The 23564-nt window shown below is 60.2% G+C and carries 22 protein-coding genes; 10 read left to right on the top strand and 12 right to left on the bottom strand.

Going from position 1 to position 23564, the window contains the following annotated elements; all coding sequences use genetic code 11:
* Window position 1: 1 nt before the first annotated feature.
* On the bottom strand, window positions 2–700 hold the full coding sequence (locus ACRQDJ_RS07035) for a sugar O-acetyltransferase (RefSeq protein ID WP_435717925.1): 699 nt from the start codon (window positions 698–700) through the stop codon (window positions 2–4).
* A gap of 252 nt (window positions 701–952) precedes the next feature.
* Between ACRQDJ_RS07035 and ACRQDJ_RS07030 the strand changes: the two genes are divergently transcribed.
* Window positions 953–1420, top strand: a complete 468-nt coding sequence (locus ACRQDJ_RS07030; protein ID WP_435717924.1) for an NAD(P)-dependent oxidoreductase — start codon at window positions 953–955, stop codon at window positions 1418–1420.
* A gap of 12 nt (window positions 1421–1432) precedes the next feature.
* Window positions 1433–1906: a flavodoxin gene (locus tag ACRQDJ_RS07025; RefSeq protein ID WP_435717923.1), complete on the top strand. Its 474-nt coding sequence runs from the start codon at window positions 1433–1435 to the stop codon at window positions 1904–1906.
* Window positions 1907–2111: 205 nt separating this feature from the next.
* On the opposite strand, the gene ACRQDJ_RS07020 is transcribed toward ACRQDJ_RS07025, so the two are convergent.
* Window positions 2112–3554, bottom strand: coding sequence for an MFS transporter (locus ACRQDJ_RS07020; RefSeq protein WP_435717922.1), 1443 nt, complete (start codon window positions 3552–3554; stop codon window positions 2112–2114).
* Between the two features lie 220 nt (window positions 3555–3774).
* Between ACRQDJ_RS07020 and ACRQDJ_RS07015 the strand changes: the two genes are divergently transcribed.
* Entirely contained in the window at window positions 3775–4659 is an 885-nt protein-coding gene (locus ACRQDJ_RS07015; protein WP_435717921.1) for a helix-turn-helix transcriptional regulator, read from the top strand.
* Window positions 4660–4770: 111 nt separating this feature from the next.
* Window positions 4771–6348, top strand: coding sequence for an alpha/beta hydrolase domain-containing protein (locus tag ACRQDJ_RS07010; RefSeq protein ID WP_435717920.1), 1578 nt, complete (start codon window positions 4771–4773; stop codon window positions 6346–6348).
* A 40-nt stretch (window positions 6349–6388) separates the two neighbouring features.
* Here the strand turns inward: ACRQDJ_RS07010 and ACRQDJ_RS07005 are convergent, their stop codons facing one another.
* Window positions 6389–7828, bottom strand: coding sequence for an MFS transporter (locus tag ACRQDJ_RS07005; RefSeq protein WP_435717919.1), 1440 nt, complete (start codon window positions 7826–7828; stop codon window positions 6389–6391).
* Window positions 7829–7952: 124 nt separating this feature from the next.
* Between ACRQDJ_RS07005 and ACRQDJ_RS07000 the strand changes: the two genes are divergently transcribed.
* Genes ACRQDJ_RS07000 through ACRQDJ_RS06990 form a run of 3 tightly spaced genes read left to right on the top strand, consistent with a single transcriptional unit; the run spans window position 7953 to window position 11826 of the window.
* Window positions 7953–8645: an ArsR/SmtB family transcription factor gene (locus tag ACRQDJ_RS07000; RefSeq protein WP_435717918.1), complete on the top strand. Its 693-nt coding sequence runs from the start codon at window positions 7953–7955 to the stop codon at window positions 8643–8645.
* Between the two features lie 12 nt (window positions 8646–8657).
* The gene (locus ACRQDJ_RS06995; RefSeq protein WP_435717917.1) at window positions 8658–10427 is read left to right on the top strand and encodes an alpha/beta hydrolase; all 1770 of its coding nucleotides are present in this window, start codon (window positions 8658–8660) and stop codon (window positions 10425–10427) included.
* A complete protein-coding gene (locus ACRQDJ_RS06990) occupies window positions 10420–11826 on the top strand; it encodes a sugar porter family MFS transporter (protein ID WP_026428752.1) in 1407 nt (468 codons plus the stop codon). The genes ACRQDJ_RS06995 and ACRQDJ_RS06990 overlap by 8 nt, the downstream gene beginning before the upstream one ends.
* A gap of 125 nt (window positions 11827–11951) precedes the next feature.
* Here ACRQDJ_RS06990 and ACRQDJ_RS06985 read toward each other — a convergent pair whose 3' ends face one another.
* Window positions 11952–12134 carry a helix-turn-helix domain-containing transcriptional regulator gene (locus ACRQDJ_RS06985; RefSeq protein WP_435717916.1) on the bottom strand — a complete coding sequence of 61 codons (183 nt, stop codon included), beginning with the start codon at window positions 12132–12134 and terminating at the stop codon, window positions 11952–11954.
* Window positions 12135–12266: 132 nt separating this feature from the next.
* Here ACRQDJ_RS06985 and ACRQDJ_RS06980 point away from each other — a divergent pair, with 132 nt between their 5' ends.
* Both ACRQDJ_RS06980 and ACRQDJ_RS06975 read left to right on the top strand, forming a co-directional pair.
* The gene (locus ACRQDJ_RS06980) at window positions 12267–12623 is read left to right on the top strand and encodes a nucleotidyltransferase family protein (protein WP_435717915.1); all 357 of its coding nucleotides are present in this window, start codon (window positions 12267–12269) and stop codon (window positions 12621–12623) included.
* Entirely contained in the window at window positions 12616–13644 is a 1029-nt protein-coding gene (locus ACRQDJ_RS06975) for a virulence RhuM family protein (RefSeq protein ID WP_435717914.1), read from the top strand. The genes ACRQDJ_RS06980 and ACRQDJ_RS06975 overlap by 8 nt, the downstream gene beginning before the upstream one ends.
* A 127-nt stretch (window positions 13645–13771) precedes the next feature.
* Here the strand turns inward: ACRQDJ_RS06975 and ACRQDJ_RS06970 are convergent, their stop codons facing one another.
* The 8 genes from ACRQDJ_RS06970 to ACRQDJ_RS06935 all read right to left on the bottom strand — a co-directional run bounded on the left by ACRQDJ_RS06970 (window position 13772) and on the right by ACRQDJ_RS06935 (window position 21991).
* Window positions 13772–14515 carry a triose-phosphate isomerase gene (locus ACRQDJ_RS06970; protein WP_435717913.1) on the bottom strand — a complete coding sequence of 248 codons (744 nt, stop codon included), beginning with the start codon at window positions 14513–14515 and terminating at the stop codon, window positions 13772–13774.
* The gene (locus tag ACRQDJ_RS06965) at window positions 14515–14979 is read right to left on the bottom strand and encodes a ribose-5-phosphate isomerase (RefSeq protein WP_435717912.1); all 465 of its coding nucleotides are present in this window, start codon (window positions 14977–14979) and stop codon (window positions 14515–14517) included. The genes ACRQDJ_RS06970 and ACRQDJ_RS06965 overlap by 1 nt, the downstream gene beginning before the upstream one ends.
* A 182-nt stretch (window positions 14980–15161) precedes the next feature.
* Window positions 15162–16874, bottom strand: a complete 1713-nt coding sequence (locus ACRQDJ_RS06960; protein ID WP_435717911.1) for a dihydroxyacetone kinase family protein — start codon at window positions 16872–16874, stop codon at window positions 15162–15164.
* A gap of 202 nt (window positions 16875–17076) precedes the next feature.
* Window positions 17077–18009 carry a sugar phosphate isomerase/epimerase family protein gene (locus ACRQDJ_RS06955; RefSeq protein WP_435717910.1) on the bottom strand — a complete coding sequence of 311 codons (933 nt, stop codon included), beginning with the start codon at window positions 18007–18009 and terminating at the stop codon, window positions 17077–17079.
* 26 nt (window positions 18010–18035) lie between these two features.
* Window positions 18036–18818, bottom strand: a complete 783-nt coding sequence (locus ACRQDJ_RS06950; RefSeq protein WP_435717909.1) for an SDR family NAD(P)-dependent oxidoreductase — start codon at window positions 18816–18818, stop codon at window positions 18036–18038.
* Window positions 18819–18836: 18 nt separating this feature from the next.
* On the bottom strand, window positions 18837–20177 hold the full coding sequence (locus ACRQDJ_RS06945) for an MFS transporter (RefSeq protein WP_435717908.1): 1341 nt from the start codon (window positions 20175–20177) through the stop codon (window positions 18837–18839).
* Window positions 20178–20458: 281 nt separating this feature from the next.
* Window positions 20459–21103 (bottom strand): GntR family transcriptional regulator, encoded by a 645-nt coding sequence (locus tag ACRQDJ_RS06940; protein WP_284906394.1) that lies wholly within the window; start codon window positions 21101–21103, stop codon window positions 20459–20461.
* Window positions 21104–21238: 135 nt separating this feature from the next.
* Entirely contained in the window at window positions 21239–21991 is a 753-nt protein-coding gene (locus tag ACRQDJ_RS06935; protein WP_435717907.1) for an IclR family transcriptional regulator, read from the bottom strand.
* Between the two features lie 160 nt (window positions 21992–22151).
* Between ACRQDJ_RS06935 and ACRQDJ_RS06930 the strand changes: the two genes are divergently transcribed.
* Window positions 22152–23561, top strand: coding sequence for a GntP family permease (locus ACRQDJ_RS06930; RefSeq protein ID WP_435717906.1), 1410 nt, complete (start codon window positions 22152–22154; stop codon window positions 23559–23561).
* The last annotated feature ends 3 nt before the right edge of the window (window positions 23562–23564 follow it).

Genomic DNA, 23564 nt, shown 5'->3' with positions numbered 1-23564 from the left:
TTTAGCTAAGCGGGCCCATGTCAGCAACATAGGCGTCGAGAAGCGCTTGGCCGCGGGCGTCGTCGTCGTTATTAAAATACCGGAGCACGCGGGCCGGGACCCCAACCACAATGCAGTTCGCGGGGACGTCACGCATGACGACGGCGCCGGCGCCCACGATGGAATTTTCGCCGATGGTGACGCCCGGGCCGATGGTGGCGGAGGCGCCGATCCACACGTTATCGCCGATGGTGATGGCGGTGCCGAATTCGAGGTCGGTTTCGGCGCGCAGGCGCGGGGGAACCGGGTGGCCGGCGGTGGTGATCGTGACGCGCGGGCCGATGAGGACGCGGCGACCCAGGGTGATGGGGGCGACGTCGAGCAGAATCGCGCCGGAGTTAATGAAGACTTCCGGGCCGATGTGGACATTCGCGCCGTAATCGCAATGGACGGGCGGGACCACGGTGGCGCTCGGGTCGAAGGAACCGAAGAAGCGGGCAGCGATGGTGCGGATCGTTTCGTTATCGGAGGGGTTGGTGGCGTTGAGCTCGTGCTGGACGGTGAGGCCCTCGCGGCGGACTTTGGCGAGGTAGGGGTCGTCCGCGATGTACATTTTCCCGGCGACCATGCGTTCCCAAGTGGATGAGGGTTGCGGCGCATCGGGCGCGAGCTGCGCGTCGGCGGGCACGGGGTTCGGCGCGGGCTGATTCGATTCGGTCATGGGTTCATTCTGGCATATCTGAGCTACCATCTATGGTGAACTCTTGTTCACCCTCGGAAGGGATGCGGTGGTGCGTTTCCCAGGTTTTCAACCCCGGCGGTGGCCGGCTGGACATCGTGGCCCAGCTGGCATGCTGCCGTTTCTCCCCGTAATGGGCTCCCAACTACGCGGCCGGGCACCCGCCACCGCCATCACCTTGATAAGACCTCACCAGCAGCAGGCCACGCGCGTGGCCGCCATCAGAAAGGATGAATGATGCGCATTGCAATTATTGGAGCGAACGGCTCGGCAGGAAAGCTCATTACCCAGGAAGCAGTTTCGCGCCGGCACGAAGTTATTGCCGTGACGCGCTCGGAAAATGAAACGGAGGCACCGGTTTCGCTGCGCCGCGACGTATTCGAAATTGAACGCGGGGATATTGCCGGTTTTGACGCCATGGTGGATGCCCTCACGCCCAGCGCGGATGCCGGAGAGGACTTCCTCGAGCGCGCCGCGAGCCATCTTATTGATCTGGTTTCCGGGCTGCCGACCCGGCTCATCGTGCTCGATAGCGGGGATGGGAAGGTCCCGGCAGCGGTGGAAGGCAATCACGTTGCTAAGTGGACATATGTTTCCCCGGAGGTGACCTCCGCGGAGTTGGCGGTGGCCGTGATTGATGAACTCGAACGCGGCCCGCTGACCGCGCATATCCGCCAGCGTGTGGTGGTAGGTGAGAAGTAAAGAAGGGAACCTATGATTATTTACTTTTCCGAAACTGGCATGACCGAGAAAGCAGCGCAGCGCTTGCAGGGCATTGTTGGCGGCGATGCGGTGCGAATAGCGGCAGCTCAGCCGTATACGGATGCGGATTTAGATTGGCAGGTCGAGGATAGCCGGGCGAATCTAGAACAGCACGGTAAGCTCCCGGCCCCGAAACTCGCAGCACCGGTAGATTTGGGCGGCACAACAGAGGTGTTCCTCGGCTTCCCGATCTGGTGGGGCATTCCGCCGAAAGTGGTGGATAGCTTCTTAAGCTCGCATGATTTGGGGAACGCGCGAGTGCACCCCTTCTGCACCTCCGGGAGCTCGCCGATGGACGAGGCAGAGGAGTACCTACGCTCTGCTTTCCCGAATATTAAGTGGGCGAAAGGATTGCGTTTCCACGATGGGCTGACCGAAGAAGATATTCGCGCCTGGGCGCACGAAGAATACGCCAAGAACCGCTAGCGGGCGCGCGGGGGGCAGGCGCGGCGTCGTCGTTCAAAATAAAGGACGGCACGGAAACCGCATGCCGCCACGGCGCGGACCAGAAGAAAAAGCAGGCACCGCTGCCCAGTCTTCGGACCGGACGGCGGTGCCTGCTTTTGCTCAAGAGCTTGCCATCACGTGCGTTACGAACGCGCGGCACAAACGGGTGCAGAGCGAACGCGATTTAGGCTTCTGCTCTTACTTCCTGCTCCAGATCAGCGGTAATAACCTTGCCCATGGTTTCCGGCGTGGACAGGCACGAGAGAATCCCAAGCCCCATCATGATGGTGGTGAAGGTCAGCACCGGCAGCCAGCCGAAAGCGCCGGGCCGCACGATAATCGCGGCGATCATCGGGGTGAAGCCCACGATAATATTGCCGAGCTGAGTGGATACCGCGTAGCCCGTCATGCGCAGGCGGGTCGGGAACATCTCGCTGTACATCGGCGCTTGCACAACGTTTCCACCGGCCAAGGTCAAGCCGATAATGAAGAGCAGCACAACGAGCAGCGGCACGTTCTTGAGCTGAATTGCCCAGAAGATCGCCGGGAACAGCACCACGAGGCTGAACATTGACATGAGGTACACCGGCCGGCGCCCGATCTTATCCGAAAGCGCGGCCCACACCGGTTGGATAGGCACACCGATCCCCATTGCTAGGGTCGCGAGCGCCAGCAAAGTGGAACGCTCCCACCCCCAGTAGGTGGTTCCGTAGTTGAGCATGTAGTTCGTGAGTAGCGCACCGGTGATGGCGTATTGGCCCATCGCCATGACGCGAATGACTTGGCGCCAGTGGTTCTTGAAGAGGTCGCCGAGGCTTCCCTTATTGGTAGCGGCCTCGGAAGTTTTCTGGACCGGGTGCTGCGCCGCTGCGCCCTCGTTGCGGGCGAGTGCTTCGTATACGTCGCGTGGTTCGTCCGCCTTGATGCGTACCCACAGGGCGTAGAGCACCAGCGGGATGGCAACGAAGTAGGGGATACGCCAGCCCCCACCGAGGAGGAATTCCTCATCCTTGGATACCGGGATAAAGGCGGCGATGCCGAGCAACATACCGATAAGGAGCCCGTGCATGGTGAAAGCAACGAGGCGGCCGCGTTTCTCCGGCGGGGCAAGTTCAGAAGTCATCGCCGTGGATCCGGCTTGCTCGCCGCCCGCGGAGAAGCCCTGGATCAGCCGCATCACAATCAAAATGACACCCGCGGCGGGACCAACCGAATCATAGGAAGGCAAGAAACCGATAACCAGGGTTGCGAAGCCCATCAAGCCAAGGGTAAGAAGAAGTGTTTTCTTCCGGCCCCACGCGTCACCGAGATGGCCGAGCACAATAGCGCCGAGAGGCCGGGCCAGATACGCGACGCCGAATGAGGCGAGCGAGGCGATATTGGCCAGGGTTGGATCTTCCCCGCCCCCGAAGAAGACCGAGGGGAAGATAACCGCGGATGCGGTTCCGTACAGCCCGAAGTCGTAGTATTCGGCAACCGCGCCCCAAAAACCAGATTTCGCGGCTTTCTTGGCGGATTTCTCCAGGCTCACTTCCCCACCCGTCGCCCCGCTGGCTGCTGTTGATACGACATTGTTATCCGACGGCGGTATCGGTCTGGTACCCGTTACCGTGTGTGGGTCCGTCATTGGTTATCCTTTCACGCAACGGAGCTGCTTCGCATCCGTTATATGCGGTTATTCCTGAGCGTTCCTTTACGCCCATGCGATAGCGTAATGAGCTGCTCGCGCGGCGCGGCGCCACCCTAGGGGTGAATCAAGGTCCCTCCTGCCCTACTTTCAGACGAGTAGACTAGTCCCTGCTCACGGGGCGAATGCCCAATATTCGCCTGGCGGATGGTGATGTGGAATGCGAACGAATCTACAATTCTCACAGCGTTTGACGGATGCTATCCAGGCGCTTCACGCGGCCACGGATCGGCGCACCATTGCGCGTTACGTGGTTGCCCTACTAGCGGACGTGGCGCCGAATGCGGATTACATTTATTTCTACGCCTTTTTGCCGCGCCAGAACGCTTTTGCGGTTCTGGGGGTTTACGGCTTCCCCCACTACAATTCCACCCTCGTGGTGGAGGCGAATTCGCCTTTCGGGAGGACCCTCGGGCGGCGCGAACAGTACTGGGCTCGCACCCCGGCCGAGGTAGCCGAACTCTATTCTTTCCCCGCGGATTCTTCCCTGGCTTACGAACGGATGAGCCCGTTATTCCGCTTTGCTTCCGCGGCTACGCACGCCTCCGCGGTTATCCAACCCTGCATCATTGGGCAGGAATTGCAGGGCACCCTATGGTTGGAATCCCATTCGCGCGCGGGGGCTTTCTCCACCACGGATCGGACGCGGATTTCCCAGCTCTCCACGCTGGTCGCCTTGCTTCTGCGCGCCGCGCCCCAGGCAACTATTCTCAACTCCGATGGTTTAGCGGAGGTATGGGACGTGCTTCCAAGCACCCCCACTCAGATCACCGCGGAAACACCGGAGAACTCCGCCTCTGAAAATAGGCCACCACGAACCGACTCGGGGCACACACCTGCGCTTACCCTCCGAGAGAAGGACGTATTAACGCAGATCGCCCAGGGCCTCACAAATTCCGAGGCGGCTGCCACCTTACATATTTCGATCAATACGGTGCGCAGCCATCGGCGCAGTCTCATGCGTAAATTCGGTGTGCATAACGCGGTGGAGCTCCTGGATGCGGCCGCTCAGTACGGATTCGGACCGAAAATGTTGAGGGACTAGTCCCCGGGGGCGGATGCGGAACGTCTTTTCACCCCCACTATGCCAAGCCGCGCACAAGCCGGGCACTTAGGCTGACGATTGATCGCAGTCGGAGAGAATTTCGAGGGAGAAATGATGAACGCACTAGCACTGACCGTACCGGTTCCCGATGCCGCGGGCCCGATCCCCGTAACCGATACCAGCCACCCATTTTCGAGTATGCGTTTCGCGCGCGAACCGCTAGATTTAGCCGCTTACGGTTACGTGGAGGAGGAGTATTTCCTTTCCGGTAACGCGAATGTTTACGCTTTTGCGCCAGAGCTAGATGCAAACGGTGCGGGCCGTGGTGGCCGCGGGGAAAAGGCCGACGGCGCTCAGCCGGCGGCCTGCGTCGTCGTAGAAAAAGAAGGAATCCCGTATTGCACGCGTGTGCTGGTGCGGCGCCCGGTGGAGGGGAGTTCGGGCACGGCGTGGGTATCCATTTCGAATGCCTCCCAGGGGTACGACATTGAAGATGATTGGCGGCGAGCCTGGGATTATGTGATGAGCAGGCGGCACACCTATGTATCCGTGACGGCCAAGCCCATCCAGATTTCCGCCTTGCAGACCTTTGATCCGGAGCGTTACGGGAAGCTGAGCTGGGGCGGAAAGCCGCGCCAGATTGATGCCGCACAGCCGGGCTGGAATCCGTTTATGCAGCTTGACGAATGTGAAGAAGGCTTGGCCTGGGATGTGATTGCGCAGGTGTCCGCGTGGTTGCACTCACCGAGCAGTCCTGCGAGGGCGGGGCACGTTTTCCTCATGGGGCAGTCGCAATCCTCGGTGTACGCCAATACGTACCTCACGTATTTCCACGATGTGCTGCGGCTGGCAAGCGGAGCGCATCCCTTCGATGGTTACGCTCCCGGGGTTGGATCGGTGTACGTCAAGGCGATTAACCAGCACGGGACCGGGGTTCCGCCCCGGATTCTGCGCACCTTGGCCTTGGGCGGGACCGGAACCGGCGCGAAGCGCCACGGGGCTTTTGTATTCCACCTGGTAGAGCCCGCCCAGCTTGACGTGCCGGTGGTCAGCACTTCTTCGGAGGCCGATGTGAGCCTCTTTGGAGCGAGCCCCGAGTGCCTGCGCTTGGGGGACGGACCGCTGCGCCGGCATTGGCACGTGCGGCGCTCCCAGCATTCCGATGCTCGTTCGCGGGTGATTCCGCAAAATTCGGAAGTGGTCAAGGCGAAGCGGCGCCCGCGCGAGATGGATACGGCGTTCTTGGAGGCGCTGAGCGTGCTGCCCATTGAGCCTATTATTACCGGGTCCATGGCCGCGGTGGAAAAGTGGGCTGCGGAGGGGGAGCCGGCTGCGCCTTCTACCTGGTTCGATGCGGAGGGCGATCGGTGGGTGAAGGATGATTCCGGCCTGCTTTCGGGCGGGATTGAATTAGGGCTCCTGGCGCATCCCATTGCGGACTTCCTTCCGGGAGCGCCAGAGAATCCCGTCTACGGCCTCATGACACTGCACTCGCGCGAGTCGACTCTGGGGCGTTTCGCTTCTTTTGAGGACTACCAAGCCGCCTGCGATGAGGTCGATGACGCGCTGGAAGCGGCCGGGTACCTTGAACCCGTGGGCCGCCGCCTGCTCCACGCCGTGGAGCGCGAGCTGTGGGAGCGCGCGGTGAACGGCGCACTGGCTCCGCTGAGTTCACCGCAGGGGCACTGATATAGCCTGAGTTGCTGGTGCGGGAAGGGCGGCGTCGCCCTTAATCCTGGACTTGCATAGCACCGGTTTCTTCCAGGTAAGTCTCCCACTGCGGCGAGGCCGGAATGCGCCGGACCTGCGCAGACGCCAACATAGCGAAGGCCGCGAGCGCGGTGGGAAGGGCGAAGGCACTCTGGGTGAGTTCCCAGCCCAGAGTGCCGATGCCCCAGCCCGCGAGCGCGGGCGCGAAAGCGGCCGCGCCGGAGGAGAAGAACTGGCTGACCGAACCCACGCGCCCCATGAGCTCGTTGGGCGTCATGAGAGTGACGAGGCCCAGGACCGCGGCGTTGACGGCGGGAATGATGAGACCCATGAAGGCGTACATCGCGCCGATCCACCCCAGGCTGGGCAGAAAGGGCACAAGGGCGACGACGCCGGCGCACAGGAGGAATCCGGTCACGATCAGCGCTCCGGAAGGCACGCGGGCAACAATTTTGGCTGCGACCATCGCCCCGGCAAGTGCCCCGCAGCCGAGCGCGGTCGCCAGCAGCCCGATGAGTGCGGGCGCGACTCCGCGGCTGGCAAGGCCGAGGGTCACGCTCATCATCATGCCGGCCCACCCCAAGTTGAGCAGGCAGGCGCAGATAAGGAGCACGCGCACCACGGTGCGATCCCACATCCAGCGCAGTGATTCGTTGAATTCCGCGAGCGCGCGGGAGAGGCGTCCGGAACGCTTCGACTTTGGCGAATCCCCGGCGCGGGCGGCGCTTTCAGCACGCTTGGAATCGCAAGAGCGCTCGGCACCGCCGGATTGAGTGGCGCTTTCTGAGCCCTCGCGGCGCCCGGGCCGGTAATCCCCACGCATGCGCAGCGTGGCCACCATACTCGCCAACTGCCCAATGATTTGCGCGAGGGCAGGAACGTAGAGGTGGATAGCGAGCAGTGCCCCGCCTGCCGGGCCGGTGGCCAGGGTAATAGCGGCGTCGCGCCCCTGATTTGCAGCCACGGCGTTGGGCAGCAAGCGCCCGGGTACCACCTGTTTGAGCATGGAATTAGAGGCCGGGGAAAGCAGCGAATTGCGCAAGCGGTCCAGGAAGGCGAGTGCGGCGAGGTTCGCCACGTTCGCCGTGCCGGTGAGGAGCAGCGCTACCAGCGCCACCTGCGCGAGCACGCCCAGTCCGGAGGAAACCAGACGCAGGGTGCGCCGGTTGTGGCGGTCGGCCAGGACTCCCCCGGGAAGGATGCCCAGCAGGGTGCCCGCCCCTTGGAAAAAGCCTACGGTTCCGGCGTGGACCGGGGAGCCGGTGACGGCCAGGCAGACCAGCGGGAAGGCGAACATAGCGATGCCGGCGCCCAGGTCTTGGAGGAGGTCGCCGGCAAACCAGGCTCGGTATTCGCGCGAAGCCCAGATGGTGGCCGGTTCACGCTCCGAACCGGCCACCTGATTTTTGGTGGTCACCTGATCCGTTACTGTGACTGGCTCGTGTGCCGCGCTTGACATGCTTTCTCCTTGCCTATTTTGGCCATTTCCCTGGCTTTCACCTCCCACTATAATTGCGCAACATATATTGCGCAACAGTTGTTGCGAATATGGGAGAACCGAGCACTCCAGCTACAATGAACCCATGGCTTCATCTGACGGCACCCCCGAATCGAGTAGCACCGCACCGGGGACCACCACAACAGAAACGGCAGCTCGCCTCAACCGCGAACAGCTGCGGGCGCTTTCCCACCCGGTTCGTTTAAGTTTACTTCACACCCTGAGCCGCCTAGGCCACGCGCGCGCCGCCGACCTGGCCGAAGAACTGGACCTACCCGCCAATTCCATGAGCTACCACCTGCGGATTCTGGCTCGTGGCGGCTTGATTCGCGAGGATCCCACCCAGGCGCGCGATAAACGGGATCGGGTGTGGACGCTCACGTCCCCGCGCATGGCCACCGATTCCAGCCTGCCTAATCCGGAGTATTCCAAAAGCGTTACCGCGGCCGGCACCGCGATTCTAGAGTGGGCCACTTCGCTGTGGCTCGCGGCGATGACCGCCCGCACCGATCACCCGGAGGAACGGCCACTGTTCACCAGCTTGCACCCGGCGGAAGTTCTGCTCACCCGCGAGCAGGCTGCCGAACTTTCCAAGAAAATGTACGAGCTCGTGGAGGAATACCGGGTGGATAACGAGGCGGCCGTGGCGAACGGTCAAGAAGGCGCCAGCACGGGTGACGATACGAAAGATGCCACAGATGATGCCACGCCTTTCGTCACCCTCCAGGCGATTATCCCGCGCAGCCCTGGGCACAGCGCCCACGCACGTACCCACTAGCAAAGGAGCGCAATGAGGCATTCCGCGTTATCGTATTCAGTTTCCGGGGCCCCCATCGAGGGCACCATCGTGGCTTTTCACGGGGTGACCGATTGTGCGGCCTCGCTGCACAGCCTCGCCGCGCACTACGGGCGGGACTACCGGGTGGTGCTCTGTGACCTGCTCGGCCACGGGCTTTCGGCGCGTTTCGCCAAGGATGACCTGGCCGATCCTTTCGCCGCCCTCGTGGCCACCGCGGCGGATGTGGTGGTGCGGGCCGCGGCCGGCACGCCCTCGCGCCAGGTCCTCCTCATGGGCCATTCCCTGGGAGGCGCGGTTGCCGCACATATCGCCGCCGCGCATCCCGCACTCATCGCCGGGCTGGTGCTCGAGGACCCGGCTCTCCTCACCCCCGAGCAGGTCCAGACCTACCGCGAAGCCGCGGAAAGCCTGGGCAAAACCCAGGAACGGGTGCGCGAATACCTGCCCGAAGCCATCGCTTCGCTCCGCGAGTCCTACACCACCTGGACGCCCTCCGAATACGCGGGCTGGGCGCAGGGTAAGACAGAGGTGGACCTCGATTTTATTGCCACCGGCGTGGTGGGCCACCCCGGGCGCGAGGTGCTCAGCCAGCTGCACATGCCCACCCTCCTCGTGACCGGTGACGCCGACGACGTACTCTTCGGTGCCACCGGGATCGAAGCCCTGACCGAGCACCGCAACCCGCAACTGCGCGGGCTGCTTATCCCGCACTCCACCCATACGGTCCGCCGCGATCAGGAAAACGCGTTCTACGCCGCGGTAGATCTCTTCCTGGCCGAGTGCGCGAAAACGCAGGCGCGCCCGCAGCCCTACATCGATCCGCAGCTCACGCCGCTGCTGGCGGGCGTGCCCGAGCAGACCACCTGGGATACCCCGGCCATGCGCGCGGAAGGCGAGGCGCTGCTGGGCGCGGAACCGGAGCTCCCCGCGGGCATTCGCCGTGAGATCGTGGAGGAAAACGGCTTAGAGCTGCGTATTTTCCATCCCGACAGCACGACGACGCCGCAGCCCCGCGTGGCCCTATCCCTGCACGGCGGCGGTTACGTGGCGGGCCGGGCCCGCTACGATGACGCCCGTAATGCTGAGATCGCTCAAATGAGCGGGGCAACCGTGGTGGTCCCCGATTATCTACTGGCTCCCGAGCATCCGTTCCCGGCGGCGGTAGATGATTGCCGCGCGGCGCTGAAGTTTATTGCGCGGGCTTTCCCGGATGCGCCCGTGCTGATCTTCGGCGATTCAGCCGGGGCCGGCCTGGCCGATCAGGTGCTGCGCTTTGCGCCGCCAGAGGAACTGGCGGGATTGTGCGGCGTCGTCGCCCTAGAACCGTGCGTAAGCCCGCGCCTCGACACGCTTTCCTACCGGACCTATCGCGACGGGCCGGTGTGGACGCGGGAGGCGGCGGCCGCGGCGTGGAGCGCGTACGTCGGCGATTCCGGGTACCGCGCCGAGCCTATTTCCGCAGGTAGCGGGCCTTATGCGGGCTTGCCCATGTTCCTGGTGGTCAATCCGGTGGATCCACTGCGCGACGAGGGCCTGGACTGGGCGCGCGATCTTATGGATGCCGGCGCGGCCGTGGAGCTGCATATGTATCCGGGGACCTTCCACGGCATGCTCAGCGCTCCGGGTACGGATGTGTGGGCACAAGTCCGGACTCGAATGAGTGAATTTATCGCGGCCGCTTTCGCGAAACCGCGTCCCACCTCGCAACTTTCCACCCACGAACTTTCCACCTCCACAAAAGAAAGGCAGAACAATGAGTAAGGCGACTTCTTCGCGGCTCCTTCAGGTAGCCATCGCCGCTGCGCTCGGAGGTTTCCTCTTCGGCTTCGACGTCGCCGTTATTAATGGTGCTATCGGGTCGGTATCAGGGAACGTGACCGGGTTCGACCTCAGCTCCCTCATGACGGGAGTGGTGGTCTCGGTGGTGAATCTGGGCGCAGCCATCGGCGCCTGGTTCGCCGGGCAATTCTCCAATAAATACGGGCGTATCCGAGTCATGGTCACGGCCGCGATCTTGCTGTCCATTTCGGCACTGATGTCCGGGCTGTCTTTCGGTGCCTGGCAGCTGGTGGGCTGGCGTTTGCTCGGCGGGTTGGGCGTGGGTGTGAGCGCCGTCGTCGCCCCCGCGTACATCGCCGAGATCGCACCCGCGGATAAACGCGGGCGGCTGGGCACCCTGCAACAGCTGGCCATCGGCATCGGTATTTTCGGGGCTTTTATTTCTAATTTCATCCTGGTGAAAATTTCCGGTTCGGCAGACGATATTTTGTGGTTCGGGCTGGAGACCTGGCGCTGGATGTTCATGAGCGAGCTGGTGCCGGCGGTTATTTACGGGGTGCTGGCGCTGCGGCTGCCCGAATCGCCGCGCTACCTGGTTTCCGTGGGGCGTGAGGCGGAAGCCGTTAAGATTCTGACTTCTACCGGAGCGGACGCGAATCCGGCCGAACGCGTGGAGGAAATCAAACGAAGCCTGCGCGGGCATCAGCCGCGGTTGCGAGATTTGCGCCACCCGAAGTACTTCCTACACCCGGTGGTGTGGGTGGCCCTCGCCTTCGCTTTCCTCATCCAGATGGCCGGCATTAATAACATTTTGCTGTACGCCACCCAGCTGTGGGAGACGGTGGGCTACACCGGCAACCTGGCAGTATTTATCCCGGTCGTTACCTCAATGATCGGCATCGGCATGACCGTGGTGGGCATGCTTTTGATTGACCGGGTGGGGCGCCGGCCGCTGCTGCTCTGGGGCGCGATTGGCATGTTCATTACAATGATCACCTCCGGTATTGCGTTCATGCAGGGCACGGTGGATGCCGACGGCGCGCTCCAGCTTCCCGGAGCGTGGGCGGCGATTGCGCTGGTGAGCGTGCACCTCGTTTACATTATTTTCTGCGGTACCTGGGGCGTGGTGCTGTGGGTCTTCCTCGGGGAGATTTTCCCGAACCTCATCCGCACCGCGGGCCTCGGTTTGGCGACGGCGGGCAACTGGATTGGCGGCACCCTGGTGACGCTGCTGTTCCCGGTATTCGCCCAATCTCTGGGGCTAGCCGGTACGTACTTCTCCTACGCGGTAGTGGGTGCGCTGCTCATCTGGCTGGTGGTGCGTTACATCCCGGAGACGAAGGGTCGCGAACTCGAGGAGATGGAATTTAGTACGCGGTAGGTAGGCTGCCGCGGCTGTACTGCGACGCCTTCCAGGCATTGGATCATTCGGGCGGCGCAATATTCGTGCGGCAGAAAATCCAGGCGGCGGCGATGGTGAATCCCCGAGGTTCGCTATCGCCGCCGTTAGTTTTCCTCGGGCGAAGCGGGGACTGGCGTGCGTCGAGCGAGCGCTTGCACCACGTCTTCGAGAGCCACTTCAAGAAGTTTCGGGTCGCGTTCTTCCAGTACCGCGTTAAGATAAGCCGCAATATCTTCCCAGGTTTGCAGGTAGTCACTGGCATCCCATCTGGTGATTTTTACCGCCATGGTCGCTCCTGAATGTTTTCTGCCGCAATCCTCTTTGCTTGTTCCAATATTGAGGTGGTTCCGGTTACCCACCAAGCATATTTCGAGAACAGAGGAGCTGTACATCCTCCGCCGCAAAAGTAAAATAGATACATGGCCACCACCGTCGCATCAGGTTCAGCACAGGTCCCGTCACTGGCACAGCTTCGGGCTGCCAATGATACGATTCGCGAACTGATAAAGGCACATCAAGGAACCGGCCGCTTCTGGGTTTTCGGTTCGGTAGCCCGCGGCGAGGCAAACAGTGAATCGGATTACGACCTCCTGGTGGAGTTCCTGCCCGACGCCAGCTATTTTGACCTCGTAGCATTAGAAATGAAGCTAAGCGAGCTACTTGAAACCCCAGTCGACGTCATGTCGAGTCGCTCGGAGGGCTACGTTGCCGATTACGCACGTGCCGAAGCGATAACGACGCAAGTCTCCAATACAGAAGGAGCGGAAGATGTCTAAGAAACTTGTTCAGCACAGTTCTGCTCAGTTTTTAGTTTTCACTACGTCCAACGTAGCTAACAGCGTTGAAGTAAGGTACGAAGAGGGCACCATCTGGCTTACGCAGAAGCTGATGGCACAACTATTCGACGTGGATGTACGAACCGTCAGCGAACACTTGCGAAATATTTTCCAATCGGGCGAGCTATCGGATTCGGCAGTTATCCGGAAATTCCGGATAACTGCCGCTGATGGAAAAAACTACCTCACGCAGCACTACAACCTGGACGCAATTATCTCAGTTGGATACCGAGTCAATTCAATACGCGCCACCCAGTTCCGGCAGTGGGCTACCGCTATCTTGCGCGATTTCACTTTACGTGGCTACATAATTGACCGAGAGCGTATGGAGTCCGGCGATATCCTTGGTGAGGATTACTTCGAGCAGCTTCTCCAAGAAGTACGCGAAATCCGGTTGTCAGAGAGACGCTTCTATCAGAAGATAACCGATATATATTCGACCGCGGTTGACTACAATGCCACAGCACCTACGACCCGAGCTTTCTTTGCCACTGTGCAAAACAAGCTTCATTACGCCGTGCACGGGCACACCGCCGCGGAACTCATTGCCGAACGAGCAGATGCTAAGAAACCGCATATGGGGCTGACGTCGTGGAAGAACTCCCCTGATGGGAAAATCCTTGCTGGTGACGTGACCATCGGCAAAAACTATCTCAACAAGAATGAGCTTGATGACTTGGGCCGACTGGTAGAAGCGTATTTAAACCTTGCCGAGTCACGCGCCCGTCGTCGCATCGCCACCACCATGGACGACTGGGCGCAGTTCCTCGATCAGGTTCTCACCCTCGACAGTCGTGAACTGCTGAACAACGCAGGAAAAATATCAAAAAGAGTTGCCGATGAGCATGCGCTAGAAGAGTTCTCCAAATTTCGGGTCATGCAGGACCTCACCTATGAATCAGATTTCGATAGGTTCGCTCTGCAAGCAGACCGAGTCAACGAGGAACACAGCGAGGCTTAGATAATTGGCTCAAGCTAAGGCAGGCTGCTGCCGATAATTCGTTTCCAACGGCAGCTTGCCCACCTCAGATAGAAGCAAATCACGAAAAGTCCCTTATTGTGGGCCTTTAGTATCTGCCATTCTCTCGCTACCCCCGCACCGCTTCCGCGGCGAGCTCGAGGTTGCGGATATATCCTTCCGCGGTCCACGCCGAGCGCCCGATAAAGAGGCCACCCACGCCCGGAATTCCCAGGATGTCCTGGTTGTTCTCGTGATTGACGGAACCACCGTAAAGAATGGCCTCCACGCGCTCCCCGTAACGCTCCGCGAGCGCCGCGAAAGTGCGGACCAGGTCCTCGCGCCGCGGCGGACGGCCGTGTTCCCCAATGGCCCAGATCGGCTCGTAGGCGAGGAGAACCCGAGAAGTGTCCTCCACCCCCTCCAGGGCCGCGTCGATCTGCGCGGTGATGAAGGGAAGGGTCTCCCCCGCCTCGAATACCTCGGCTGGCTCGCCGAAGCACACCAGCGGAATAACCCCGTGGCGCAGCGCGGCTTTGACCTTGAGATTCACGGTCCGGTCCGTTTCCCCGAAGTATTCGCGCCGTTCGGAGTGCCCCATTTCTATGATGGTGGCCCCGACGTCCATCGCCTGCGGGATCGACACTTCACCAGTCCACGCCCCGGCATCCTCCCAGGCCGCGTTCTGCGCCCCCACCAGGATCCCGGTTCCCTCCAGCTCACTCGCCGCCACGTCGATAGCGGTAAACGAAGGAATAATAAAAGGCTGAATATTACCAAGGCCGGCAACATCCACACCGGCAAGGGTACGGGCGTAGTCCCGCGCAAAAGCGCGAGTGCCGTTCATTTTCCAGCTGGTTCCAACCCAGAGCATTATTCCTCCAGCGAGCCGTCGTAGGCACAAATCGCATCCACATTGGCCTTGGAATGCGAGCTCGGATCGAATTCATAATTGAAGAATTCCTTCGCCAGCCGCCGCGCGAGCTCCGCGCCAATCACCCGCTGCCCCAGGCACAGCACCTGCGCATTATTGGAGAGCACCAGGCGTTCCACCGAGAAGGAATCGTGCGCGGTCGACGCGCGAATCCCCTTGACCTTATTGGCGGACATCGCCACGCCCATCCCGGTCCCGCAGATGAAAATACCGCGGTCCGCTTCGCCGCGCGCGATCATTTCCGCGCCCGCGGTGGCGAGATTGGGATACAGCGCGGATTCCCCTTCATGCAAGCCCAGGTCGATCACTTCGTCGATGCGGTCATCTTTGTCCAGGTCAGCCTTGATGAGGTCCTTGTATCCGTACCCGGCCGAATCGCCGAGCACCACCACACGAAATCCCATATCTACTCCTTTGTTTTCTTTTCTCGACATGTATACGGGTTGGTACGTTCTTGCGAAGCCGCGCGACAGTGAAGTGGCGGGCGCCCGCTGCTATTCCACCACACGAACCGCGCAAAAAGCCATATTTTGGTGTATTTTCACCGTTTTATTCCACCTTCTTGCGCGGTTCGTGCAGATTAGTCTCAGAGCGCCTCCGCTGCGGCGGCCATGAGCAGGGCGAAGGACACCGCGCCCGGATCCGGGTGCCCGAGTGACGCGTCGCCGTGGGTCTTGGCCCGCCCCTTGCGTGCGGCCAGTTCCGCGGTGGCTTCGGCGGCCTGGCGGGCTACTTCCGCCGCGCGGGTCCAGGCTTCCTTGAGGCCCGCACCCCCGGCGAGCTCCTTTTCCAGCGCATCGGCAAAAGGTTCGGTTGCGTCCACCATCGTTTTATCTCCGACGACGGCGCCACCGTTCCGCGCCACATTCCGCGCCGCATCGACCACGGCTGCGCCTAATGTTTCGGCCGAAACCGCCGCGCCATCGTCAAGATGGGTAGCGGCCTGGCAGATGGCGTCTCCCCAGAGCGCGCCCGAGGTTCCGCCCGCGCCTTCGGACCATGCCTTACCGGCTGCGTCCACCAAACTCGCAGCCCCGGCCTTGGCACCGAGGGCCCGGCGCACCGCATCGCGCGCGGCCACCGAGCCGAGGGTCATGCCCTGGCCGTGGTCACCGTCTCCGGCGATGGAATCCAGCTTGCCCAGATCCGCTTCCGCCGCGATAGCGGCATCTGCGAAAGCGGTGAAAACGGTAGCGATGCGTTCCGCCTGCGCTGCCGATTCGGGCGCGCCGGCGCTGAGTTCCACCGCGTGCTCTTCCGCAACAGGCCGTTCGCGGCACTGCTGGTTCTCCACATTTCCGGTACGGAAAGCGGGAGTATCCGCACCGGCCAGCCAGAACTTCTCTAGCTCCTCATCGAGGAAAGCAACCGTGAGGGAAACCCCGGCCATATCGAGCGAGGTCACCTGTTCACCCACCACCGGTGCCACGATCTCCAGGCCGCGTTCGGCCAGGAGGGTGGAAACGGCGTCGTAGAGCACGAACATTTCTTCGTACTTCACTCCGCCCAGTCCGTTGACGATCACGGTCACGCGCCCGTTGTAGCCGCCCTCGCGGCGTTCGGGTTCTTCGGCAAGAACACCGTCTACCAGCAGGGCCGCCAGTTCATCCGCGGTGGCGTGTTCGTGTTCGGAAATCCCGGGTTCGCCGTGGATCCCGAGCCCGAGGGCGAATTTCCCGTCCGGCACAGTGAAGAGCGGTTCCTCTGCGCCTGGGAGGGTGCAGCCGGTGAAAGCCACCCCGAGGGTGCGGGTGGAATCATTGGCGTGCCAGCCAATGCGTTCGGCTTCGTCCAGGTTGTACCCGGCAGCAATCGCCCCGCCGGTTACTTTCACAACGAAGAGGTCGCCCGCGATACCCCGGCGTTCGCGATGTTTGTCCGGGGTGCCCGATGCGACGTCGTCAGAAATCTGTACTTCGCGCACATCCAGGCCGTCCGCGCGCATGATGCTAGCGGCTTTCCCGAAGTGGAGGACATCCCCGGCGTAATTGCCGTACATGAGGAGAACCCCGCCGCCGTTGTGCGCCGCTTGAGAAACGGATGTCACCTGGGATTGTGAAGGTGAGGAGAAAATATTGCCGCACACGCTGCCGTGCGCCATGCCCGGGCCGACCCAGCCGGGAAAAGCCGGGTAGTGCCCCGAACCGCCCCCGATCACCAGGGCTACTTCGCCTTCCGGTGACGTGGTAGAGCGGACAACTCCGCCGTGCACTGCTTCGACATAGCGCTCATTCGCCGCAATAAATCCTGTCAGAGCTTCCGCAGGAAAATGCTTGGGATCGTTGTAGATAAACGTCATTGTTACTCCGTCGATAAATATGGTTGGCGCTTTCGTGTTCAAAACACGCGTGCATGCCATGCGACCCCCGGATATACCCTGGCCGCGAGCGAGTAGGAGGCCCTGCGATGTCACCGCTTACGCAGTTCAGCCACAGGGCCTCCTGCCAGAATCATCAGGGCGTACTTATCGGCACATCGAGATAAGTGCTGCCTGAAAATTGTTACTTGTCGCCATAAACGCGTAGTGCCGAGCGGAGCACCTCACGGATGTACCGCATATTTTCGGCCCCTACTCCGAGCCAATCAGATCCGTAATGTTCAACCATGAAGGGCCCCGTGAAGCCCAGTTGCAGCGCACGACGAATCATCTTGCGGTAGTCAATAGTTCCGTACTTGAGGGGAACCGGTGCGGACATGTAGGAGCCGGTCTCCGGATCTTCATCGCGGATGTAGTTCTTGATATGCCAGTAATTGGCGTATGGAAGAACCTTCTCGTGCATGTCCTCATACTTTTCCATGGGACGATGCAGGCGAATGAGATTCCCGAGGTCCGGATTGATACCGACGGCCGGGTGGTTGACATCTTTACAGAAGGAAACAGCGTCATCGGGGGTTCCCACGTAAGTGTCTTCATACATTTCGAGGCTGACTTCCATGCCAACCCGCTGGGCGTGATCACCGAGGTCGCGAATACGTTCGATTGCTAGATCACGAAGCGCCGGATCGTCTACGTGCCCTTCCGCAAGCCAGAACCACAGGGCTTTCTTTTGCGGTTCAGTTAGTGCCTGCTGGAATCCCACGTTAATAATCGTGGCGCCGAGGGCTGCTGCCCGATCAATCGTCGCGTGGACCATCGCAAGGTTCTCTTCGCCTTTTTCAGTATCCACAACTGACGCGCGGCCGATGGACACTGCGGGACAACGAAGCCCTGTTTCATCAAGGAGCTTCTGGAAGACCTCGAATTTCTCATCGCTGATCTTCCCGAGGTTAATCCAATCGTCCATCGGATCGAACCACTCAAAGCCGAGTTCAGCTACCTGGAGAAGCTGGTCGCGCCAGACATCAGGCGACGCTTCCATAATTGGGGTGCCATCCTCCGCGAACGAACCAAAGTTCATCTTCGCTGCAATTGGCCATCCTTCTGCGGTGTACATTGTTTCTCCTTAACCAGTTTTCGCTATTAGTGCATATGCTTTCCGCCATCAACATTGATGACGTCACCGTTGACGAACGATGCTTCTTCCGAAAGAAGGAAATTGGTAACGGCTGCGACTTCCTCGGGTTGGCCCACTCGGCCGAGTGGAATATTCGACGACATCGCATCCTTACGCTCGGGAGTCAGCTTCCCGCCCATAATGTCCGTATCAATCGGTCCCGGAGCGATGACATTGCAGGTAATTCCGAAGGGCCCAAATTCGCGAGCGCCGCCGCGGGTGAGACCAATAATTCCCGCCTTGGCGGCCGCGTAAGCAGACTTCGAGAAGGTCCCACCGCCGTCGTATGCAGTAATGGAAGAGAAGTTCACGATTCGCCCGGTGCCCGACTTCTTCATGAGCTCAGCGCCGTACTTCATCATGAGCATGGTGCCGGTGATATTGACGCGCTGGGTGCGGTTGAATTGCTCCAGAGTGAATTCCCCAAAGGGAGTCGGATCCGCGATTCCTGCGGGATTCGCTTCCGCGATAAGCGGCGGGAATTCCTTCTCAACCACCTCGAAGAGGGCCTTCACCGAGGCTTCATCCGAAATATCGGTAACGATGCCCTTAACCTTCAGATTGGGGAATTCCTTCTGGAGTTCTTCGCCGAATGCGACAACGTCTTCCATAATGTCCGTGACGACAAGGTTGACGCCGTCTTGAGCCATGCGGCGGGCGATACGCCGACCAATGCCGGCCGATGCACCGCATCCGGAAACTACCGCGGTATATTCCTTCGGGAAAGGAACGTTTTTTGCCTGTGCCATTGTTATATCTCCTTTGATCTAGTTGTTTTCATGGCGGTTGAGGCTTTGCGCAACACGCTGCGCCTCAAGTTCTTCATCGCTCACCGGGAAGAGTTTCAGGCCGAGGATGAGTACGACGCCGATAAAGCCGGCGCATGCAAGGACCAGCAGCCCTGCGGTTTCATTGGGCTGTGCAGCGCTCCCCCATACGTGCTGGGATGCCCATACGCGCAGATTGGGTGCGAGCCAGCCGCCTAGATTTCCTAAAGCATTGATCAGGCCGGTAGCGCCGGCGAGCGCAGCACCCGAGAGATAGCGGGTAGGTAACTGCCAGAAAATTGGCTGCGCGGAGACGAAGCCGATAGCTGCGATAGACAAACCGATAAGCGCCGGGATTGCGTTGTGGATATTGAAAGCCGATATCGCGATTCCCAATCCGGAGAAGAGCAACATGGCTCCGGTAAAGAAGTCGTATTTCTGAGTACGGTCGGCCATCTTCGGGATGATGAGCACGCCGATGAGGGCGATTGCCCAGGGGATAGCGGTGACCAGGGATGCCTTAAAACCAACGCTTTGCCCCGTGAACGTAACAACTTGCTGGGGAAGGAAGAAGGTCAGTCCGTATACAGATGCCTGGATGCACAGGTAAATGAGGCAGAAGTAGAGGATGCGCGGATTCACCAGGGCTTGCGTCCACTTGATGTTTTCGGCCTTCTCCTTGGAAGCTTCTTCCAATTCGATTTGCCGCGACAGAGCATCGCGCTCTTCGGGTGTCAGCCATTTCGCGTGTACGGGACGGTCAGTGAGGAGGAAGGGAACGAAGCAGCCGAAAATAACAGCAAGGCCACCTTCGACGACGAACATCCAGTGATGCCCGTCCATCCCGAAAATTCCGTGCATTTCAAGCAAAGAGCCCGAGAGTGGATTGCCTATCATATTCGCGAGCGGCAAGCCCATATAGAAGAGCCCCATAATCCAACCGCGTTTCGCGGCTGGGAACCAATACGTCATATAGAGAATGGCACCCGGGAAGAATCCTGCTTCCGTAACACCGAGGAGGAAACGAAGCACGTAGAAGCTTGTCACACCGTTGACGAATGCGAAGCCCATTGCCACAAGGCCCCAGGTCAACATAATGCGGGTCATCCACCAGCGTGCCCCCACCTTGTGCATGATGAGGTTCGACGGTACTTCGAAAACCGCGTACCCAATGAAGAAGAGGGTTGCCCCGAAGGCGTACGCGGTTGCGGAAATCCCGTGGTCGACTTCCCAAGCCTTTTGGGCCCATCCAAGATTTGTTCTATCAATAAAGGCGATGACGTACATCGCCAGCAATACAGGAACAAGACGTTTCGCAGCTTTTGCTACTGCTGATTTCACTAGTGTGGGATCCGGTAAAGCATGTTGAGTACCGGCCCCTTGAGGTATTGCGGTCACTCTTGACCTCCGATCAGTTCTCGCCTATGAGATGTCATCCGAGACTTTCGCGACTGCCTTGTCGACGCTGAGCTCGTACCCGATATCCTATAGGATCTATCCCATAGTGTCTAGAGGGTCACAAAAGGACAAAGGCCCTAACTTTTACAGAGGGATTCACTCTCGTGAATATGCGGGGAAGATTCCCCGTAACAATCCGCAGCACGTAGCGGAAAAGTGAAGAGTTACTTCAAGCGCTCAAGCAGATTACGGAGATGCGTTTCCATAGCCGCAACCGCACCTTCCACAGTTCCGTCACGGAACTGGATATAAATAGCTTCGTGTTCCGCGCAGGCAACCGGGGCATCCGTTCCCGATTCTCTTATCGTCTGCTGCATCCGGTGCACCCCAAAGGAGAGATTGCGTACCGCATTAGCCAAATAAGGATTTCCGCAGTGCTCCAGGATGACGTCGTGGAAGCTCCAATCGGCGACGAAATAATCGTAGAGATTCGCTACGTCAAGATCTTCGCGGGGAACCCCTTCAATTTTCTTCGCCCAGTGGCGGTGCGAGTCCAGTGCCTTTTCAAGTTCCGGAAGAACAACCTCACGATCCTTGAAGGCGTGTTTTACTGCCTCGACCTCAAGCAAGAAACGCAACTCAACCTGGGCGCGCAGCTGATCCGAGGTGAGGGGCGCAGCAACGCGGTACCCTTTTCGCGCCTCGCGTTCAACGAGTCCGGTGCTTTCAAGAGTTACAAGAGCCTCGCGTAGCGGGGTTTGTGAAACACCTAGCTCGCGAGAAAGCCCATCGATACTTAGACTTTCACCGGGTTCGTACACACCACCCATAAGCCGCTCAAGCAGGGCAACATAGACATCATCACGCAACGACCCGCGTTTATTCAGAGGTAACGTAGTTCGAGGCACTCAGGTAACGATCTCCGGCTAGTAAACTAAACAGACCCTGCTATTTTATCCGGATATACGCATTTCGGTCTGGACCTATGTCCAAGATCGCTTTTATCACGCCCCCACAATCGCGCGAATTTCCTCCACGCGCGCCTCCAGATCCGCGAGCGGCGTGCGGTAGGTCAGTGCGCTGACCGAGATCGCCCCGTCCGGCACCGCCGTCGAGGAGAAGAAGTACGGAACAGCCAGGCAGTTAATACCGGTCTCGTTTTCCTGGCGGTCCACCGCGTAACCCTGCTCCTTAATGCGCAGCAACTCGCGGTAGAGCTCTTCCGGGTCGGTCACCGTATGCTCGGTGCGGGCCGGGAAGCCCACCCGCCGCTCCAGCTCGCGCACGTCTTCAAGATCGCGCACCCTATACGCAAACAACAGTTTCCCCACCGCGGTGGAGTGGATCGGATTTTCTCCGCCGATCCGCGATGTCAGTTTCACGGGCCCCAGGATGGGATCCTTTTTCGCCCGGTAGATAACGCGATCTGCTTCCAGAGTCGCGTAGTGGGCAGTCTCCCCGAAGCGTTCCACCAACCGCTCCAGAATGGGGCCAACCCGCTCATCATTACTCCACGCCTCGAGATTACGTAACGCTAGGCGCACATAATTGCCTCCAAGGACGTACGTCCCGTCAGCACGCTGATCGGCCAATCCGGCCCGCCGCAAAGCCGCCAAACCCCGATGAACAGTAGGTTTTGGGGAGTCTACCGCCCGCGCAAGCTCCTCGAGCGAGGCTCCGCGCACCCGCTCCCCCAAAGCCACCAAAATGGCGAGAACTCGGTCAGAACCCACCAGTTTTTTGCTTTGCTCACCCATATCGCCCCTATCGGCTAGACTCGTATTTGTTCCACTTATCGAATTGCATTCCATTTATTGGAACTGCCCAGTGTGGGGCACGCCGCGGAAAGCGACGGCACTTCGGCTTGGAACACCACGCAATCCGGCATCGTCGCTTGTGTAGATTTGAGAGGTCATCATGACACCCCTTCTTGCTATGCCGCTAGGAACATTACCAGCGGTCTTCCCCATGGAGGCGGAAACCGACTCCGCTCACCCGGGCGTTCTCGTGGCCGCGGCCCTCCTGGGTATCGCCACAATCGTTGTTCTCATCACCGTCTGCAAGGTCCACCCCTTCCTTTCCCTCATGTTCGGATCGGTGGTCATGGCCCTTGTGGCCGGTGTTCCTCTCCTTGACGTTTTCGATTCCTTCACCAAGGGCCTGGGCAGCACCGTCGGCTCCGTTGGCGTTCTCATCGTTCTTGGCTCCATGATTGGCGCACTCCTCATCAAATCCGGGGGTGCGGATACCATCGTTGATTCGATTATCGGGCGCACCAGCACCTCGAAGCTCCCCTGGGCTATGGCACTGATTGCGTTCATTATTGGAATCCCGCTCTTCTTCGAGGTCGGCGTGGTTCTGCTTATTCCGGTCGTCCTCATGGTCGCCCGTAAGTCCCATGTTAACGTGTTGCTCATTGGCGTGCCGGCCCTCGCAGGCCTCGTCTGCCTGCACGGCTTCGTTCCCCCGCACCCCGGCCCGCTTATCGCCATTGATGCGCTGGGCGCGAACCTCGGCCTCACCTTGGGCATCGGCCTCATTATCGCCATCCCGGCCGTTATTATCGGCGGCCCGCTGGTGGCGCCCATGATGGCCCGTGCTATCCCCGATCTGCAACCGAAGGAACTCATCTCCACCGATGAACCGGTCCCGGCCGAACACCGCCCCGGCTTCTTCGCGTCCATCATGATCGTGCTGCTGCCGGTTATCCTCATGATGCTGCGCTCCGTGGTCGAAATGACCGGCCTGAACGTTCCCGTTCTCACCACGGCGCTGCTCTTCCTGGGCGAACCTGTTGTCGCGCTGCTGTCCTCCGTGATTTACGGCGCCTTTGCCCTGGGGATGCGCGGCGGGCGCGGCCTGCAAGGCGTCTCCGATATTATCGGCTCCTCGCTCCCGCCCATCGCCGGCATTCTCCTCATCGTGGGTGCCGGTGGCGGTTTCAAGCAGACACTCGTCGATTCGGGTATCGCGGATGTGATCGGCAACTGGCTTTCCGGTCTGCCACTCTCCCCGCTCCTGGCAGCCTGGCTCGTGGCGGTCTTCATCCGCCTGGCTACCGGCTCCGCCACCGTCGCCACGATTACCGCGGCCGGCCTGGTGGCACACCTGGCCGAAGGCATGGAACCCATATCTCTGGCCCTCATGGTCCTCGCCATTGGCGCCGGCTCCCTCTTCATGTCCCATGTGAATGACGCGGGCTTCTGGCTGGTCAAGGAATACTTCGGCATGACGGTCGGCCAAACCTTCAAGACCTGGTCCGCTCTCACCACGATTATTTCGATTGTCGGAATTGTCATGGTTGAGATCATTCACCTCTTCGTCTAGAAA

The organism is Actinotignum urematis (genome assembly GCF_051264595.1).
In the GTDB taxonomy this organism is placed as follows: Bacteria; Actinomycetota; Actinomycetes; order Actinomycetales; family Actinomycetaceae; genus Actinotignum; species Actinotignum timonense_A.
This window is presented reverse-complemented; position numbering and strand designations above follow the sequence as displayed.

Bases quoted from the DNA above. Each gene is read 5' to 3' on its own strand.
- ACRQDJ_RS07035 (WP_435717925.1), bottom strand. From the start codon at position 700: ATGACCGAATCGAATCAGCCCGCGCCGAACCCCGTGCCCGCCGACGCG.
- ACRQDJ_RS07030 (WP_435717924.1), top strand. From the start codon at position 953: ATGATGCGCATTGCAATTATTGGAGCGAACGGCTCGGCAGGAAAGCTC.
- ACRQDJ_RS07025 (WP_435717923.1), top strand. From the start codon at position 1,433: ATGATTATTTACTTTTCCGAAACTGGCATGACCGAGAAAGCAGCGCAG.
- ACRQDJ_RS07020 (WP_435717922.1), bottom strand. From the start codon at position 3,554: ATGACGGACCCACACACGGTAACGGGTACCAGACCGATACCGCCGTCG.
- ACRQDJ_RS07015 (WP_435717921.1), top strand. From the start codon at position 3,775: ATGCGAACGAATCTACAATTCTCACAGCGTTTGACGGATGCTATCCAG.
- ACRQDJ_RS07010 (WP_435717920.1), top strand. From the start codon at position 4,771: ATGATGAACGCACTAGCACTGACCGTACCGGTTCCCGATGCCGCGGGC.
- ACRQDJ_RS07005 (WP_435717919.1), bottom strand. From the start codon at position 7,828: ATGTCAAGCGCGGCACACGAGCCAGTCACAGTAACGGATCAGGTGACC.
- ACRQDJ_RS07000 (WP_435717918.1), top strand. From the start codon at position 7,953: ATGGCTTCATCTGACGGCACCCCCGAATCGAGTAGCACCGCACCGGGG.
- ACRQDJ_RS06995 (WP_435717917.1), top strand. From the start codon at position 8,658: ATGAGGCATTCCGCGTTATCGTATTCAGTTTCCGGGGCCCCCATCGAG.
- ACRQDJ_RS06990 (WP_026428752.1), top strand. From the start codon at position 10,420: ATGAGTAAGGCGACTTCTTCGCGGCTCCTTCAGGTAGCCATCGCCGCT.
- ACRQDJ_RS06985 (WP_435717916.1), bottom strand. From the start codon at position 12,134: ATGGCGGTAAAAATCACCAGATGGGATGCCAGTGACTACCTGCAAACC.
- ACRQDJ_RS06980 (WP_435717915.1), top strand. From the start codon at position 12,267: ATGGCCACCACCGTCGCATCAGGTTCAGCACAGGTCCCGTCACTGGCA.
- ACRQDJ_RS06975 (WP_435717914.1), top strand. From the start codon at position 12,616: ATGTCTAAGAAACTTGTTCAGCACAGTTCTGCTCAGTTTTTAGTTTTC.
- ACRQDJ_RS06970 (WP_435717913.1), bottom strand. From the start codon at position 14,515: ATGCTCTGGGTTGGAACCAGCTGGAAAATGAACGGCACTCGCGCTTTT.
- ACRQDJ_RS06965 (WP_435717912.1), bottom strand. From the start codon at position 14,979: ATGGGATTTCGTGTGGTGGTGCTCGGCGATTCGGCCGGGTACGGATAC.
- ACRQDJ_RS06960 (WP_435717911.1), bottom strand. From the start codon at position 16,874: ATGACGTTTATCTACAACGATCCCAAGCATTTTCCTGCGGAAGCTCTG.
- ACRQDJ_RS06955 (WP_435717910.1), bottom strand. From the start codon at position 18,009: ATGTACACCGCAGAAGGATGGCCAATTGCAGCGAAGATGAACTTTGGT.
- ACRQDJ_RS06950 (WP_435717909.1), bottom strand. From the start codon at position 18,818: ATGGCACAGGCAAAAAACGTTCCTTTCCCGAAGGAATATACCGCGGTA.
- ACRQDJ_RS06935 (WP_435717907.1), bottom strand. From the start codon at position 21,991: ATGGGTGAGCAAAGCAAAAAACTGGTGGGTTCTGACCGAGTTCTCGCC.
- ACRQDJ_RS06930 (WP_435717906.1), top strand. From the start codon at position 22,152: ATGACACCCCTTCTTGCTATGCCGCTAGGAACATTACCAGCGGTCTTC.